The sequence below is a fragment of the Kitasatospora sp. YST-16 genome, from assembly GCF_026802215.1.
GTDB lineage: Bacteria > Actinomycetota > Actinomycetes > Streptomycetales > Streptomycetaceae > Kitasatospora > Kitasatospora cineracea.
The window spans coordinates 6078064-6094534 of record NZ_CP113837.1 but is presented as its reverse complement, the minus strand read 5'-3'; the positions used below and the strand labels follow the sequence as shown (position 1 = coordinate 6094534).

Here is a 16471-nt window from a genome sequence, read left to right as displayed (position 1 = left end):
GCGTGCGGGCGTACCGGGATGAACGCCACGGCTCGGTGGCGCACGACCAGTACGCTACCGCACTCCTGAACGCGTTCAAATAGCCGCGCCGGCCTCTCCCGGCCTCGCGGCTCAGTACACGTCGCGGACGTAGCGCTTCTCGGCGGCGAGGGACTTGACGTAGGCGGCGGCGTCGGCGGGGGTGAGGTTGCCGTGGGTGGTGGCGATGGTGTGGAGGGTGCGGTCGACGTCCTTGGCCATCCGGGAGGCGTCGCCGCAGACGTAGAGGTGGGCGCCGTCCTGGAGCCAGGACCAGAGGTGGTGGCCGTTCTCGCGCATCCGGTCCTGGACGTAGACCTTGGCGCGCTGGTCGCGGGAGAAGGCGGTGTTGAGGCGGGTGAGGGTGCCGTCGGCGAGGTGGGTGCTGAGTTCGTCGCGGTAGTAGAAGTCGGTGGCCTGGTGCTGCTCGCCGAAGAAGAGCCAGTTGGCGGCGCGGTGGCCGCGGGCGCGGCGGTCCTCGAGGAAGCCGAGGAAGGGGGCGACGCCGGTGCCGGGGCCGACCATGATCATGGGGATGTCGGGGTCGGCGGGCGGGCGGAAGTGCGGGGAGCGCTGGAGGTGGACGGGGACGGTGGCGCCGAGGTCGGCGTCGGCCAGGTGGGTGGAGCAGACGCCGCCGCGGGGCAGGCCCTTGAGGTTGTCCCAGCGGACCACCGAGACGGTGAGGGAGAGCAGGTGGGGGTCGGTGAGCGGGCTGGAGCAGATCGAGTACTGGCGGGGCTGGAGCCGGCCGAACACCTCGGCCCACTCCTGGGCGTCGGCCCGGACGCCGAACTCGGCGGCCACGTCGACGGCCTGCCGCCCCCACGTCCAGCCGGCCAGCACGTCGGTGCTGTCGGCGCGCAGCAGGGCGCGCAACTCGCGGTCGTCGCGGGTGCGTTCGGCGGTGAAGCGGAGCAGTTTGGGGGTGATCCGGGTGATGTCGAGGTGGCGGGTGAGGGCCTCGCGCAGCGGGAGTTCGCCGGGGCCGGGGAGGGTGACGGTGCTGTCGCCGGGCCTGCCGATGACGGCGAGCCACTCGTCGACCAGGGCGGGCGGGTTGACGGGGTGGACGGCCAGCGAGTCGCCGACGGCGTAGTCGAGGGGGAGGTCGAGGTCCCGGGTGTCGAAGGTGAAGCGGCGCACCTCCTTGCCGGAACCGGCCCCGGAGAGCAGCCGGTTGCCGACCAGCCGGGCCGGGACGGTGCTGCGGCGGGCGGTGGCGGCGGGCGGGGGCGGCGGCGGGGGCGGGACGGGGCGGGTGAGGGCGGCCAGGACGCCGTCCAGCCAGGTCCCGGCGGGGCCCTCGTAGTCGGGGTCGCAGTCGGTGCGGGGGGCCAGGCGCTGGGCGCCGAGTTCGGCGAGCCGGGCGTCCAGGCGGCGGCCGTGGCCGCAGAAGTCCTGGTAGTTGGGGTCGCCGAGGGCGAGGACGGCGTAGCGGCGGCCGTCCAGGCGGACGGGTTCGCCGGTGGTGAGGGCGTCCCAGAACGCGGCGCCGTTGTCGGGGGCCTCGCCGTCGCCGTAGGTGGAGGTGATCAGCAGCAGGTCGGCGTCGGCGGGGAGGGCGGCCGGGTCGGTGTCGGCCATGGCGTGCAGGGCGGCGGGGTGGCCGGCGGCGGTGAGGCGGGCGGCGGCGGCCGCGGCGAACTCCTCGGCGTTGCCGGTCTGCGAGGCCCACAGGACCAGCAGTTGCCGGGTCGCGGCGGAGGCGGGGGCGGCGGCGCCGGCGGCGCGCGAGTACAGGCCGGCCAGCGCGCCGTTGACCCACTGGGCGTGCACGGGGTCGAACGGGGCGTCGGCCGGGAGCACCGGCACGCCGGGCCGGCCGATCGGGATGGCGGCCAGGAACCCGGCCAGGTACCGGCGTTCGTCCTCGCCGAGGACGGGCGGGGGCGCGGTGTCCAGCCCGAAGACGGCCGCGGTGACGGGGGCGGTGTCGAAGGCGGGGAGGGGCGCGGGGTCGGCGGGCGCGGCGGTGGTCACCGCGGTCAACGAGACGGCGCAGTACTTGAGTTCGGGCTGGAAGGAGAGCGGGTCGACGGCGTCGGAGGTGACGGCGTTGATCGACAGGTCCTCGCCGAACAGGTCGTTCCAGTGGAACGGGGCGAAGCAACTCCCGCGCTGCACCCGGTCGGTGAGCACGGCGGGCAGCACGGCCCGGCCGCGCCGGGAGGCGATCTCGACGCCGTCGCCCGCGCCGATGCCGAGCGCGGCGGCGTCCTCGGGGTGGATCTCGACGAACGGCGACGGGTTGAGCTTGGCGAGTTTGGCGACCTTGGCGGTCTTGGTGAGGGTGTGCCACTGGTGCGGGAGGCGGCCGGTGTTCAGCACGAACGGGTGCTCGTCGTCCGGGAGTTCGGCCGGGTCGAGGTGCGGGCGGGGGTGGAAGACGGCCCGGCCGTCGGGGGTGGGGAAGTGCGGGGTGCCGTCGGGGAGCAGGTAGCGGATCGGGTTGCGGTCGGGCCCGTCGGGGTCGGCGGCGGGCCACTGGACGGGGGTGTCGCGCAGCCGCGGGTAGGAGGCGCCGCGCAGGTCCCAGCCGGTGGCGGGGTTGTACGCCTGCTTGAGCTCCTCGAAGACCTGCTCGGCGTCGGTGAAGTCGAAGCCCTCCGCGTAGCCCATGGCGCGGGCGACCTCGGCGATGATCCGCCAGTCCGGGAGGGCTTCGCCGGGCGGGTCGGCGGCGGGGCGGGCCAGGGTGAGGTTGCGTTCGCTGTTGATCAGCACGCCCTCGGTCTCGGTCCACAGCGCGGCCGGGAGGACGACGTCGGCGTAGGCGTTGGTCTCGGTGTCGGCGAACACGTCCTGGGTGATGACGAGTTCGGCCTTCTCCAGGCCGGCTATGACGGTGCTCCGGTTGCCGACCGAGGCGACCGGGTTGGTGCAGATGATCCAGCAGGCCCTGATCTCGCCGTCGGCGAGCTTCTCGAACATCTCGACGGTGCCCTTGCCGACGCCGTCGGCGCGCAGCGTGCCGGGCGGCAGCTGCCACAGCCGCTCGGTGAACTCCCGGTCGGCGGCGGACTGGACGGTGCGCTGGCCGGGCAGGCCGGGTCCCATGTAGCCCATCTCGCGGCCGCCCATCGCGTTGGGCTGGCCGGTCAGCGAGAACGGGCCGCTGCCGGGGCGGCAGATGGTGCCGGTGGCCAGGTGCAGGTTGACCAGGGCGTTGGTGTTCCAGGTGCCGTGCGTGGACTGGTTCAGCCCCATCGTCCACAGGCTGGTGAACTCCCCCGCCTCGCCGATGAGTTCGGCGGCCTTGCGGAGGTCGGCCTCGGCCAGGCCGGTGATCTCGGCGACCTTGGCCGGCGGGTAGTCGGCGAGGAAGTCGGGCATCGCCGCCCAGCCCTCGGTGTGCCGCTCGATGAACGCCTCGTCGAGGTGCCCGTCCGCGTGCAGCAGGTGCAGCAGGCCGTTCAGCAGCGCCAGGTCGGTGCCGGGCTTCAGCTGCAGGAACAGGTCGGCCTTGGCGGCGGTGGCGGTGCGCCGCGGGTCGACCACGATCAGCTTGGCGCCCGCCTTGACCCGGTCCATCATCCGCAGGAAAAGGATCGGGTGGCAGTCGGCGGCGTTGGAGCCGATCACCAGGAACACGTCCGCCAGGTCGAGGTCCCGGTAGGAGCCGGGCGGGCCGTCCGCGCCCAGCGACAGCTTGTAGCCGGTGCCGGCACTGGCCATGCACAGCCGGGAGTTGGACTCGATCCGGTTGGTGCGCAGGTACCCCTTGGCGAGCTTGTTCGCCAGGTACTGGGCCTCCAGGCTCATCTGCCCCGACACGTACAGCGCGACCGCGTCCGGCCCGTGCTCGTCCACGATCGCCCGCAGCCGCCGCCCGGTGTCGGCGATCGCCCCGGCTACCGGCGCCGGCACCGGCTCCCCGCCGCGGACCGGGCGCACCAGCGCGGTGGACAGCCGGCCGGGCGCGGCCAGCATGTCCGCGGTGGTCGCGCCCTTGGTGCAGAGCCGGCCGCGGTTGGCCGGGTGGTCCGGGTCCCCGGAGACCTTCCGCACGGTGCGGCGGCCGTCCGGGCCGGTACCGACGTCCAGGAGCAGGCCGCAGCCCACCCCGCAGTAGGAGCAGACCGACCTGACCTGTTCGGTCCCCGGTCGCTGCGGCTTCGCTGCATCCTGCGCCACCTGTCCGGCCACGGGAACCCTTCCGTTCGACCTGCACCTGCCTGCGGCGACTGTAGGAAGAGCGCATTTCGCGGCTGTCTCCGCGGCGCACGGCCGACGGTTACACCGCCCGCACAGCGGATCGGACCCGCCGGTGAGGCACCGGACACGCTACGGGCCCCGGGCCGGGGCCCCGGCCGAGCCCCGGTCGAGCGGCGGCAAGGCGGCCGCGGGGCGGCTCAGCCGCTGTGCGGCACCCCGGCGACCAGCACGCTCTGCCCCCGGAACTCGGCCACCACCGCGCCCGCGGCCGTGCGCACCGTCACGTCGTACACACCCTGCCGGCCCGCCAGCGTCCGCTCCACCGCCTCCGCCACCAGCTCGTCGCCGAGCTGCGCCGGGGCCAGGAAGGTGACCTGCGCGCCCTGGGCCAGCGCCACCGGCCCGTAGCTGTTGCAGGCGTACGAGAACGCCACGTCGGCGAGCAGGAACACGTACCCGCCGTGCCCGATCCCGTGCGCGTTGGCCATCTCCTCGGTGACCTTCATCCGCGCCACCGCGCGGCCCCCGGACACCTCCCCGAGCACGATCCCCGCGCCACTGGCGGCCCGGTCGCGTTCGAACATTGCGTCGATCCTGGAACGTCCCACTTCGGCCCCCCGGTGAGCTGCGCGTTCAGCGGCAGCAGCATTAGACCGATCACGTTGACGGCCTGTCAATGACGCCACGGCCCGGCGCCGGCCGGGAAGCCCCCGACCGGCGCCGACGGCCGCACCGACCGCTACGGCACCTGCTCCATCCGGGGCGGCAGGGCCACCCTGGTCCGACCGGGCAGGCCGTCCGGGACGGGTTCCCGGACGAACCGCACCCCCGGGGCCCCGAGGGTCTGCGCCAGCCCGGCGACGGGGGGACGTCCGTCCCACCCCGCGTGGGTGCTGACGTGCGCGGTGCCGACCACCACCACGTACTTGGCGGGAGGCGGGGCCTCGCCCTGGTGGGTGGCGATCGCCTCGTGGGCGTAGGCGTTCATCCGCCGCGCCCGGAAGTACTTGCCCTCGTCCCCCGCGACGTCGGCGATCCCCTCCCGGTTGCGCCGGGCCGGGTAGCCGTCGATCACCCGGACCTCGACGCCCTGCCGGTGGGCCTCGACGATCGTGTCGAGGATGGCGTCCTCGGGCAGCTTCATGCCCTTCGACTGCCGGCGGGCGACGGCTGCCAGCTCCTCCCCGGGGGCCGTGCCGGGCGGCGTCGTGGCGAAGTACCGGTCCAGCATCGGCTGGAACGCCTCGTCGGTGAAGTGCTCCAGGTACAGGGTGCGGACGCCGGAGTCCCGGAGCTGCTGCATGTTCCCCCGCAGGAAGTCCCAGGTCCCCTGGTCTCCGTGGTTCTCGCCGAGGACGAACCCCTGGTGCTCCCCCAGCAGCGCCTGTGACTGCCCCTGGGCGCCTGCGGCGCTCGCCAGCAGGCCGTCCACCTCGGCGGGCCCGGGCTGCTCCGGCAGCCCCTGCCCCGCCAGCAGGTCCGCGTCGGTGTCCAGGTCGGCGTCCCGCTGCTGCTGCGCCTCCCAGTACCCCTGGGTCTCCGGACGGCTCGCCCCGTAGCGCCGCATGAAGTCGACGCTCTCGGCCGACTGGTTGTCCACGGCGAAGCCGTCGCCCCGGCTCCGCAGGCTGTGCACGATGAAGTCGCGGACCGCGGTGGGGACGGACTCGTACTGGCTGTTGAGCATCCCCGGTTCGATGCGGCAGACCACCTCTCCGGTGGCCTTGTCGAACGAGAGGTGGGGGGCTCCGGCCGGGCCGAGTTCGACGAGCGTGCCGGTCGTCCGCCCGCCCCGGTGGTTCATCCAGAACTCCAGGCTGTCCGCGTCCTGCTGCCACTGCTTGGCCAGCCTGCGCCGCTCCTGCTTCTCCGCCTCGTACGCCTTCTGCTCCGGCGTTCCGGGAAGGCGCGCCTTCAGGCCCTTGCCGGGCTTCGGCGGTTCGTCGACCTTCGGGAACCTGCCTTGGACGGGGTTGCCCGGCGGGTTCCGGTGGCTGACGCCGATGCCGTCGGACGGGTCGGTGCCGTGGGCGTTCAGGGTGCCGAAGCGGTCCATGAAGGCCGGGTCGTGCGGGCCGGAGAGGGTCTGCTCGTGCGGGTCGGCGACGGAGGCCCAGACCGTCCAGTCCTCGCCGAAGCCGGTGGGGAGCTCCCCGTCGGCGGTGGTGACCTTGCGGTCGGTCAGGTCGGCCCAGCGCAGCGTGCCGTCCCGGTCGTGGACCAGCGCGACCGCGTGGCCGTCGCCGTCCTTGCCGGCGCCGATCACGGTGGCGAAGCTGCCCGGGCCGCCCTCCTGCACCTGTTCCATCAGCTTCCGGACGGCTTCCGGCCCCTCGCCGAACCGGGCCGGGGCGTCGTGCCGCTTCCACAGGGCGTCGCCGCCCGCGTGCTCGACCTCGCCGTGCAGGCTCTGGCCGGAGACCCGGGGGCGCCCGAAGTGGGTGTCCCGGTACGCCTCGACGTTCTCCAGGCAGGCGTTCAGGTCCTCGGGACGCTTGCCGCCCGGGCCCTCGTGGGCCGGGGCCTCGTGGACCGGGGCCTCGTGGACCGGGGCCTCGTGCGGATTCACCTTGTGCAGCAGCGAGTTGCTCATCGGCGGGTGCAGCTTCGGCTCGCCGCCCAGGTAACCCACCAGCTCCTGCGAGAGCGGGTGCTCCGGCCCGAACGGCCGGAACCCGCGGCCCTCGATCACCGCCGGGTCGTTCTCGTACTCCTCGGTGCGGCGGGACTTCGCCGGGGGCGCGGAGTCGGCGGCCGGGGAACCGGGCTGCTCGTCCGGGTCCGGGGTGCGGTCGTGCTTCCTGGAGGACGGCGGCGGGGGCGGGGAGGGCGGGAGGTTCCCGGGGCTGCCGCCCTCGCCGTCGTTCTGCGGGTGCCCCTGCGGGGGCTCCGGCGAGGTCCGGGGCACGGCGCCGTGGTCGGTGGCGGCCGGGAGGCCGAGGCCGTTCAGCCGCTGGTCGAACTCGCCCACCGCGCCGAGGAACTCGTTGCGTCCCGCGATCATGGTGTCGGCGCTGCGGGCGCGCTCCGCGGCGGGATTCGCCGGGTCGAGCAGGTCGGCGCCCTCCTTGAACTTCCGGATGCCCTGGTCGGCCCGGTCGGCGAGCCCGGCCAGGTCCTCCCGCAGCACCGGGTCACCCGCCGCGGCGGCGATGTCCCGGCGGGCCTGGACGTTCTCGTGCAGGGACCCGGCGAGTTCGTCGGCGGTCCGCCGCACCATCGGGATCTCCTGCCGGACCTGCACGGTGCCCATCGGGTTCGGGTGCGCGGTGCCCTGTCCGGTGGCCAGGTTCGCCTCGTCGAGACCGAAGCTGCGCACGCCCGACATCGACAGCGTGGCGTGCCGGGCGACCTCGTCGGAGGCCCGGTCCCAGGCGTTCTGGAACCTGGCGCCGTGCTCGCCGACCGCGATCGAGCCGTCCGGCAGCAGCGCCGTGCCCTCGTGGTTGCCGGCCGCCCGCCACAGCTCGTGGAACTTCTGCTGGGCCGCCTTCGGGTCGTACGGCAGGCCCTGCCCCTCCTGCTGCCGCAGCCAGGCGGTGAAGTCCTTCTGGTAGGGCGGGTCGGACGGGATCTTCCCGTCCGGGTACCCCTGCTTGATCTCGTCCAGCGCCCGGAAGTGCTCGGGCGTCGAGCTCATCAGGTACCCGGGCGCGGCGGCGGCCTGCCCCTCCCCGGTCCTCGCCGGGTCGTTGCCGTAGGCCGGGCCGAGCTTCGGGTCGGACGCCGACTTCTCGGGCCCCGACCAGAGGTTGTACTGCAGGGTGCCGGTCGGGCCGTCCTCGCCCAGGCCCAGCTTGCCCAGGTTCTCCTGGATCTGCGCGTACACCTGCTCGGTGTGCACCTGCAGCGCGGTCATCCGGTCGCCCAACTCCTGGTTGGTGCGCGGGTCCTGGCTGCCCGAGAACGTCCCGACCTCGGTCAGCTTCGGGTGCACCGGCGGCGGAGGCGGGGGCGGGGAGGCCGGGCGCGATCCGGGCGGCGGCGGGGGCGGCGAGGAGGGGAGGTCGCCCGGCGCCTGCTGCACGGGCTGGACGTCCTGCTGCACGGGCTGCTCGTGCACGGGCTGCTCGTTCGCGGGCTGGACAGCGTCCTGGTGCACCGGCTGGACGGCGTCCCCGTTCACCGGGGCGTCGTGCACCGGGCTCAGCCGGAGACCGCCGGGCTTGGTCTCGCTCGTCGCCAGGTTCCCGTCCGGGCCGGTCAGCTTCACTCCGGGCACGCCCAGCATGTCGGCCGTGCCGCGGATCGGGGCGCCGCCGGTGACCGCGTGGTCGTGGACGTGTGCCATGCCGGTGACGAGCACGTACTTGCCCGGGTTGTCGTTCGTGTCGATGATGTGCCGCGCGTACGAGTTGAACCTCCGGGCGCGGGCCTCCTGCTCCTGCGTGGACTTCTGGGTGTCCGCCGCCGCGGGGTACCCGTCCACGGCACGGACGTCGATCCCCTGGGTCTTCGCTTTCTCCAGCAGACCGCGGAGCGAGCCGTCGGAGCCGGCGTTGTAATGATTGTCGTAGCTGGCCACCAGGCGCCTGAGCTTGTCCGGCATCGGGGTACCGTCCGGGCTGTTCAGGTACTCGTTCAGCAGGGGCTGCGCGGCCTCGTCCTTCAGCGCTTCCAGGTAGATGGTGTCGACGCCGGCGTTCTTCAGGTGCTCCATGTTCCCGGTGAGGAACCCCCAGGTGGCCGAGTGGTTGTGCGCCTCGCCCAGGACGATGCCCTCGTGGTCCTGGAGCAGTCGCTGCGTGCCGTCCAGCGCGGAGGGCGAGCCCGCCAGCCGTCCGGCGACCTCGTGCTCGGGCACCGGGTGCCAGTCGGTCTGCGCGTCCTGGTGGGCCAGCCGTTCCAGGATGTTGCGGCGGACGTCCTGCTGCGCGTGGTGGTCCTTGGTGCGGTAGTCGAGCCGGCTGCCCTCCTCCAGGATCCTGTTGTTCGCCACGTCACCGGGCGGCAGGTGCTCCTTGACCAGGGGGTTCACGTGGTTGGCCACGCTGCCGTAGACGGCCATGAAGGTCGCCGGGTCCTGCTGCACCTTCAGCGCGTGGTCCTTCTCGCTGTACCGGACCTCCGGCTTGTTGTTCGACCCGATCTCCGTCGAGCTGTTGCCGTGCTTGGGGTCCTTCTCCGGGAGGATCGAGTTGAACAGCTCCAGCCTGTCCGGGGTCGGCCGGAACTTGTTCGCCATCCGGTTCACGCCGAGTTCGAACGCGTTCTTGGTCGGTGGGATGACCATCGCCACCCCGCTCGGGTGGGCGTGCATGTACGCCAGCTCGTCGGGGGTGGGCGGCTTGTCCAGCGGTTCGATCTTCGGGCGCGGCCGCGACGGCTCGGGCGGCGGCGCGGGCAGTTCGTCGTCGGTGGCGCGGGGCGGCGGGGCTTCGTCCGACCGGGCGTGCGGCTGCGGTTGTTCGTGCGGTTGCGGTTCGGGGGTGTCGTGGTTGCCCTCGACGAGGTCCGTGAACTCGCGCAGGCCCGCGTACATGTCGTTCTCGGCGGCGGTGGCGTGCACCGGGTTGGCGCCGCCCTGCCGGTCCGGGGCCGGGCCGTACAGCTTCTCCAGCAGCGGCAGCATCTCGGGCTCGTTGTGCCGCACCCAGTCCACGCCGTTGTTGCGCGGTTCGCCGGTGTACGGGTCGGTGCCGTGGTTGGTGCCGAGGTAGGCGTTGGTGAGCTGGGCGAAGTACTCCTGCTCGTCGCGGGACGAGTAGTTCTTCTCGCCGTTCGCGCCCCGGCCCGGGCCGTCCGGCCAGACCGCGTCCGGGTCGCCGTCCTTCTTGCGGAAGGTCTCGGTGATCAGCTTCTGCCCGGCCTCGTCGAGGCCGTGCCGGTGCAGGGTGTGGCTGAACTCGTGGGTGGTGGTGGAGTACCCGTCCTCGTAGTGTCCGCCGTGCCCGATCGAGGTGTCCTCGCCGAGCAGGTTCTCCTCGGTGACCGCCGCGTGCCGCCCGCCCGAACCGCGCATGTCGTCGTACGCCCGGCCGGCCGCCGCGTCGGAGTCGTTCCGCACCGTGCGCAGCTCGTGCAGGCTCGGGACGTCGGTCATCCGGACGTCCTTCGGCACGATCACCACGTCCGCGCCGCTTTTCAGCAGCCGCGCCGCGGTGTCCGGGTCCTGGAGCATCCGGGCGACCTGCTGCTGCGCCTCCTGCCGCGCGGACGCGGCCCGTTCGGCCCGCGGGTCCACGTGCACCAGCAACTCGGACGCCGTCCGGGCGAACTCGTGCGGCGGCAGGCCGTTGCGCAGCGCGTCCACGGTCCGCGGGTCGCGCGCCAGCCAACGCCGGTTCTCCGGCGTGAGGTTGGCGAGCTCCTGGGCCCGCTCGTGCGCCGACATGCCCGGCAGCTCCTGCCGCAGCCGGTCGGCGTCCGCCGGGCGGACGGTCTCCGGCTTCGGAGCGCTGTCGGTGTGCTCGGTGTGCTCGGTGGGCTCGGTGGACGGGCGGTCGGTGGGCTCGGTGGACGGGCGGTCGGGGGCGGGGGTCTCCGGGCGGGCGGGGCGTTCCGCGTCCGTGCGGATCGTTCCGCCGGACGGGCGTTCGGTGGCGCCGGACGGCCGGACCGGGCCGGGCGTGACCGGGCCGGAGGCGGTCGGGCGCGGCGGCTGGTGTCCGCCGGTGCTACCGCCGCCGGTGTGGGCGCCGCCGCCCGTCGGGGCGGCTCCGAGGCCGCCCGTCATCGGCATCTGCACCGGCGCCTGCTGCGTACCGGTACCCGCCGGGGGCACCTGGTCACCGGCGCCGACCGGCTGTCCCGCCGTCGACGCCCCGTCGGACGGCGTCGGCCGGACCGTCGTCGCCCCGGCACCCGCCAACCGGGAGCCGCCGTCGATGTGCGTGGCACCCGCCAGGTTGGGCACCGAGCCGGTCCCGCCGCCCGGCACGGCGCCGGACGTGTGCGCGGCACCGGCCTGGGGGGCGTCGGCCCCCGACTCCCGCAACGGGACGCTCTCCTGACGGACCTCCGCCGGGGACGGCCGGGACGGCTGCTCCTGCGGGCCGCCGTGCCCCGCGTTCGCCTCGTGGACGGGCTGGGCATCCGGGCGGACGCTCGCCGCGGGCTGGGGCGACGGCTCGTGCGCGCCGGACGTGCCCGCGTGGCTGCCCGTGGTCTCGTGCGGCAGGGGCGCGTCGGCGGTGCGACCGGAGCCGGTGGGCGCGTCGTGGCCGCCTGTGCTGCCGGTCGTCTCGGGGTGGACGGGCGGGGCATCGTGACGGCCCGTCGCTTCGGCGTAGGACGGCGGGGTCTCGTGACGGCCGGAGCCGCCTGCCGTCTCCAGGCGGGAGGGCGGCGCCTCCTGACGGCCCGTCGCCTCCGCGTACGACGGCGGGGCCTCGTGGCGGCCGGGCTCGGTGGGCGCGTCGTGACGGCCGGCGCCGGACGGCGACTCGGTGGAGGACGGCGGGGTCTCGTGGCGGCCGGCTCCGGAGGTGGCCTCCGCGTAGGACGGCGGCGCGTCGTGGCGGCCGGAACCGCCTGTCGCCTCCGCGTAGGACGGCGGCGGCGCGTCGCTGGTGCGGCCGGAGCCGAACGGAGTGAGGCCGTTGGGCTTGCTCTCGCTGCCGGTGCCGGTGCCGGTGCCGCTGGCGGTGCTGCTGTTGCCCTCCGGGCCGTGGTAGCTGCTCTCGCCGGTGGGGGTGGAGTCGGGCTTGGTGAAGGACGGCGGGGGGCCGTCCTGGCGGCCGCCGGTGCCGGGGGCGGTGGGGCCGGGGATGTCGAGGTGCGGGCCCTCGCCGGGCTTGGGGGCGTTGGCGTGGGCCTTGGCGGCGGCGCCGGCCGCGTGCAGGCCGACGCCCGCGCCGCCGGAGAGGCCGGAGCCGAGCAGGGAGGAGCCGTCGACTTCGCCGGTGGTGATGAGCTGGGTGAGGGCGTCCGCGCCGACGCCGACGGCCGCGCCGGTGGCCATCTTGCCGACGGTGGAGCCGAGGGCGGCCTCCGCGCCGAGCTTCTTGCCGATGCCGCCGATGCCCGCGCCGAGCAGGTGTCCGGTGGCGCCGCCGATCGCGCCGCCGAGGGCGTTCTGGCCGACTTCCTTCATGTCGATGCTCTTGCGGTGGCCCTCGGCGAGTTCGATGCCCTGGGCGAGCAGGTTGATGGCGGCCATCTGGATGGCCTGCTTGGCCGCCATGGTGATCATCTCGGTGGCGAGCTTCTTCAGGATCCCGAGCACGATCTGCCGCTGGGTCTGGATCATCACCGGCACCTGGAGCATCGAGGCCCCGGCGGTGACCACCGACTCGGCCTCGGCGGTGGCGATCTCGAAGGCCAGGATGCCGAGTTGCACGACGATCTGGATCTTCGCGGTCTCGGCCGAGTTGGCCATCTGTTCGAGCATGTCGCCCATGCCGTTGAGCGCGTTGACCGCGCCGCCGAGCCGGCCGGGCTCGTTCTCGGTGCCCTTGCCGACCGAGAACTTCACCCAGTACGCGCCCAACGACTGGGCGGCGTTTCCCTGTTGGCCGTCCAGGGCGCGTTTGATCGCACTGTCGGCCCCCCGCGAGGCGTCCTTCAGCCCCTCGGCGGTCTTGCGGCAGTGCTCGGCCATGTCGCGGAGCTGGTCCTCGTCGGCCTCGGGCCAGCGGCAGCCCGCGAGCAGCAGGAGCACCCACTGGAGCGGTTCCGGGAGTTCGGTGGCCATCGTGGGTCAGTGCCTTCCGCTCTGGGTGAGGTGCGGCGTCATCGGGACGTGCACGGGGGGACGGGGCGCGGACGGCGCCGGGGGGAGCGGGGCGGCGCCCTGGTCCTGGCCGCCGAAGTCGGCGGTGATCGCCGAGTCCGCGTCCTGGTAGCTCTGGCCCATGGCCTTCAGGCCGTCCGCGATGGTCTTCAGGTCGCCGGACAGCTCCTTGAGGACGGCCAGGGTGTCGTGGCTGTAGCTCAGGTAGCCCTTCTCCCCCTCCGCGAACTTCTTGCCGGAGTCGTCGTTGCCCCAGGGGTTCTGGGACTCCAGCGACGGCAGGTAGCCGCTCAGCGCACTGCTCAGCGCGGCCACCTGCTCGGACGCCGCGAGCAGCGGTGAGACCGCCGCCAGGTACTGCGCCGGGTCGACCCGGAAGCCCGCCCCGGCGTTCCCCGCGCTCCCCGCGCTCCCGGCGGTCTTGGCCACGGCACCCGCGGGCTGACGGGGCGTCACCGTCGTGCCCGCCGGAACGGCGCCCGTCTCCTTCGCCACCCCGGGCACCGTCCCGGCCCGGTCCGCCAACACCCCTTCCGACGCCGCCCGGCCCACCTGCTCGGCCGGAACCGTCCCGTCAGCGGCCCCGAGCGGCACCCCCTCCGACGCCGGAACCCCGGCCCGGTACGCCGGGAACGTCCGCTCACCGAACTCCGCAGGCACCCCCTCCTCGGCGGGCACCCTGTTCTGGTACGCCGGGAAGGTCCGCTCACCGAACTCCGCCGGCACCCCCTCCTCGGACGACCGCGCGGTGTAGGCGGGGAACGTGCCGTCGGGCAGGACGGTGCCGATCCGGGCCGGTTCCACCCCGTCGGGCAGGACGGTGCCGATCCGGGCCGGTTCCACCCCGTCGGGCAGGACGGGTTGGGCGGGGACGGTGCCTTCGGGGTAGTGGCGGGCGGTGTGGGCCGGGGTGGTGAACCAGGCGGGCTCGTCGGTGGTCATGGGGGGTCCTCTGCTGGTTCAGTCGGTCGGGGCGGCGAGGCGGGTGAGGGCGGCGCGCAGGAAGGGGCTGGGGACCTGGTAGCCGCCTTCCTCCCGGATGGGTGCGGGCTTGGCCTCGGCGGCGGCGGTCGGGGCGGCCGGGGTGGTGGACGCGGTGGAGGTGGTGGCCACGTCGGGTACGGCGGGTGCGTCGGGGTGGCCGCGGCGGGCGGCGGCGGTCCTGGCCCGGTCGAGGTAGGCGTCGTCGCGGTCGGCGGCCTGGGTGGTGGCGTCCTGGGTCCTGGCGCCTTCGCCGCCGACGGCCGTCGCGGTGTCGCCGGGGCCGGCGGGGCCGTCGTCCGCGGTGCCGTCGGTGTCGTCGGTGCCGCGCAGGACGCCGGCCAGCAGGGCGAGGGCGTCGTTCTCGCTGGCGGGGGTGACGGGGGTCTCGGCGGGGGCGGCTTCGGTCCCGGGGTCGGTGAGGGCGCCGTCGGCGCGGGCGTCGTCGAGCCAGCGGCGGCGGGCCTGCTGCCACTTGCGGTCGCGCGGGTCGGTCTCGGCGGCCTGGCCGAGGATGCCGCGGTCGGTCTTCGGGAGGTCCTCGTCCTCGATCTCGGCGCCGAACCGGCTGGGGCTGAGGAAGCGGTTGCCCTTCTTGCCGTCCTTGCCGGCGCCGCCGCGTCCGCCGCCGCCCATGCCGCCGGGGCCGTGGGCTCCGGCGGCGGTGCCGCCGGGTCCGGCCCCACGTCCGGACCCGGCGGCGGAGAGGAGTCCGGCTCCGGCCCGGCCGACGGCGGAGGCGGCTCCGCCGAGGCCGTTGGCGGCGGCGCCGGCGGTCCCACCCGCCAGTGCGCTGCCGCTGCCGCCGAGGCCGAACGCCCCGCCCCCCGCCCCGCCGCCCGCGCCGCCGAACGGGGACAGCGCGCCGGAGCCGGAGCCCCCGCCGAGCGCGCTGCCCGTGTCCAGCCCGGACAGGCCGGCCAGGCTCAGCCCCCCACTTGGGCTGAGCGGGAGGGGGGAGTAGACCGGCAGCTTGCCGCTGCCGGAAGTGAAGTCGGGGACGGTCGGCATCGCCGGGGTGAGCGGCTTGAACGGCTGGATCGCGGGCGTCTTGCCCTTGCCCAGGCCCGCGCCGCCGCCGTGCGGACCGAGGCCGCCGGGCCCGCCCGCCCCGGAGCTGCCCGCCCCGGAGCCGAGGCCACCAGCGTCCGCGCCGCTGCCGCCGGGGCCGCTGCCCGCGCCGCCGTCCGCACCGGGGGCGGGGTGAGGCCGTCCAGGCCGGTGCCGGGGCCGCCGGCGGGGCCGCCCGCACCGGCGCCGCCGCCGTTGCTGCTGTTGAGGGCGCAGGTCTTGGCCATGCCGGTCATGTCGGTGATGTGGCCGGCGCTCTGCCGGAGCATGCCGTCGACGTTGCTGCCGACCTGGCCGATGTACTGGTGGTAGACCGCCGCGGCCTGCTTGACGCCCTCGGACTGGGCGATGTCGCTCTTCTTGCCGGCCGGGTGGGACGCCATGTACTCCTTGGCGTACTGGAGTTCGCGGATCATCTCGTTCTTGGTGCCGGTCACGGCCTGCACCGCGCCGTGCAGGCTCTGGGCGATCGCCTGCCCGGCCTGCAGGGTGGTGGCGACGTGCGAGCCGGCCCCGGAGGCGAACTTCTGCAGGTACTGGGCGAAGCTGTCGGCCGCGGGGCCGGACATGCTGGCCATCGCCCGCTGGGCGGCCTGGACGATGCCCTGCACGTGGCCGTCGGCGGCCTCGTTCCACCGGTCCCAGGCGGCGGCGAGGTCCGCGATCAGGTCCTCGTTCCCGTCGGGGAAGAAGATGTCCTTGCCGTTCTCGTTGTTCTGGACGGTCTTGAGCACGTCGGCGAGTTCGGCGGGCAGCAGGATCATGGCGGGCGGCTCTCTCGGGCGCGGACGGGGAGCGGAGCGGGGCAGGACTGAGCGGGGCGGACGCGGGGGCGCGGGGGCGCGGGGGCGCGGGGGGTGACCGGGCGTCAGATGTAGTTGCGCTGGCCGCCTCCGCCGCCCGAGTGGACCTCGGAGGGCGGGGCGGGCTTGTTGTAGTCGAGGTCGGGCGCGGTCGGGTCGTGGTACCCGATGCCGGGCGCCGGGGCCGGGGCGGGCGCGGAGACCGGCTGGCCGGCCGGGACGGACGGCACCTCGGCGGAGACCGGGACCCCTTCGGACGCGGGCACGGCGGGGGCGAGCGGCGCCGACAGCGGCACGGCGGGCTGCGTCCTGGCGACGGCATCCACCGCGGTGGCGCCGGTGCCGCCGGCCTCCGTGCTGAGCCGGCGCAGGTCGGCGGCGTGCTCCTCGTCGACGCTCTGGTGGCGGGCCGCCATGGTCTGGAGGTTGGCGGCGACCGCGGCGGCGTTCCGCAGGAACTCCCGGATGCCTTCCAGGACCTGGGTCTGGTGGGTGCCGAGGCCGCCGATGCCGGAGGTGTCGCCGATCAGGGACTTGCCGAGCAGGTCGCTGCCGTAGACCTTGTCCTGGACCTGCTTGACCTTGGCCTCGAGCTGGTTCATCGGGCCGTTCAGCTCGTCGAGCAGTCCGGCGATGGTCTTGGCCGCCGCCTGTACCTCGTCGAGGTCGATCTGCACCGTCTCGCCCGCCACCGCGCCCCTCCAGGGTTGTCCGTGTCCGATGGGACCGCGGACCGCCGGTGCGGTCCGTACGGTCCGTTCGGCGG

Annotated in this window: 7 protein-coding genes; all 7 read right to left on the bottom strand. The window is 74.6% G+C overall.

Annotated features, from left to right (window positions below; translation table 11 throughout):
• Positions 1-111: 111 nt before the first annotated feature.
• The 7 genes from OU787_RS27475 to OU787_RS27445 all read right to left on the bottom strand — a co-directional run bounded on the left by OU787_RS27475 (position 112) and on the right by OU787_RS27445 (position 16397).
• On the bottom strand, positions 112-4167 hold the full coding sequence (locus OU787_RS27475) for a bifunctional nitrate reductase/sulfite reductase flavoprotein subunit alpha (protein WP_268660952.1): 4056 nt from the start codon (positions 4165-4167) through the stop codon (positions 112-114).
• A gap of 206 nt (positions 4168-4373) precedes the next feature.
• A complete protein-coding gene (paaI, locus tag OU787_RS27470) occupies positions 4374-4760 on the bottom strand; it encodes a hydroxyphenylacetyl-CoA thioesterase PaaI (RefSeq protein WP_030464574.1) in 387 nt (128 codons plus the stop codon).
• 155 nt (positions 4761-4915) lie between these two features.
• Positions 4916-12811, bottom strand: a complete 7896-nt coding sequence (locus tag OU787_RS27465) for a WXG100-like domain-containing protein (RefSeq protein WP_268660951.1) — start codon at positions 12809-12811, stop codon at positions 4916-4918.
• 6 nt (positions 12812-12817) lie between these two features.
• Positions 12818-13792: a WXG100 family type VII secretion target gene (locus OU787_RS27460; RefSeq protein WP_268660950.1), complete on the bottom strand. Its 975-nt coding sequence runs from the start codon at positions 13790-13792 to the stop codon at positions 12818-12820.
• 18 nt (positions 13793-13810) lie between these two features.
• A complete protein-coding gene (locus tag OU787_RS27455; protein WP_268660949.1) occupies positions 13811-14842 on the bottom strand; it encodes a hypothetical protein in 1032 nt (343 codons plus the stop codon).
• Positions 14758-15666 (bottom strand): WXG100-like domain-containing protein, encoded by a 909-nt coding sequence (locus OU787_RS27450; RefSeq protein ID WP_268660948.1) that lies wholly within the window; start codon positions 15664-15666, stop codon positions 14758-14760. The genes OU787_RS27455 and OU787_RS27450 overlap by 85 nt, the downstream gene beginning before the upstream one ends.
• A gap of 104 nt (positions 15667-15770) precedes the next feature.
• Positions 15771-16397, bottom strand: coding sequence for a hypothetical protein (locus OU787_RS27445; RefSeq protein ID WP_268660947.1), 627 nt, complete (start codon positions 16395-16397; stop codon positions 15771-15773).
• Positions 16398-16471 lie beyond the last annotated feature (74 nt).

What these genes read in the sequence shown, in the direction of transcription:
- paaI (WP_030464574.1), bottom strand. Translation starts at nt 4,760, where the DNA reads ATGTTCGAACGCGACCGGGCCGCCAGTGGCGCGGGGATCGTGCTCGGG.
- OU787_RS27465 (WP_268660951.1), bottom strand. Translation starts at nt 12,811, where the DNA reads ATGGCCACCGAACTCCCGGAACCGCTCCAGTGGGTGCTCCTGCTGCTC.
- OU787_RS27460 (WP_268660950.1), bottom strand. Translation starts at nt 13,792, where the DNA reads ATGACCACCGACGAGCCCGCCTGGTTCACCACCCCGGCCCACACCGCC.
- OU787_RS27455 (WP_268660949.1), bottom strand. Translation starts at nt 14,842, where the DNA reads ATGCCGACCGTCCCCGACTTCACTTCCGGCAGCGGCAAGCTGCCGGTC.
- OU787_RS27450 (WP_268660948.1), bottom strand. Translation starts at nt 15,666, where the DNA reads ATGATCCTGCTGCCCGCCGAACTCGCCGACGTGCTCAAGACCGTCCAG.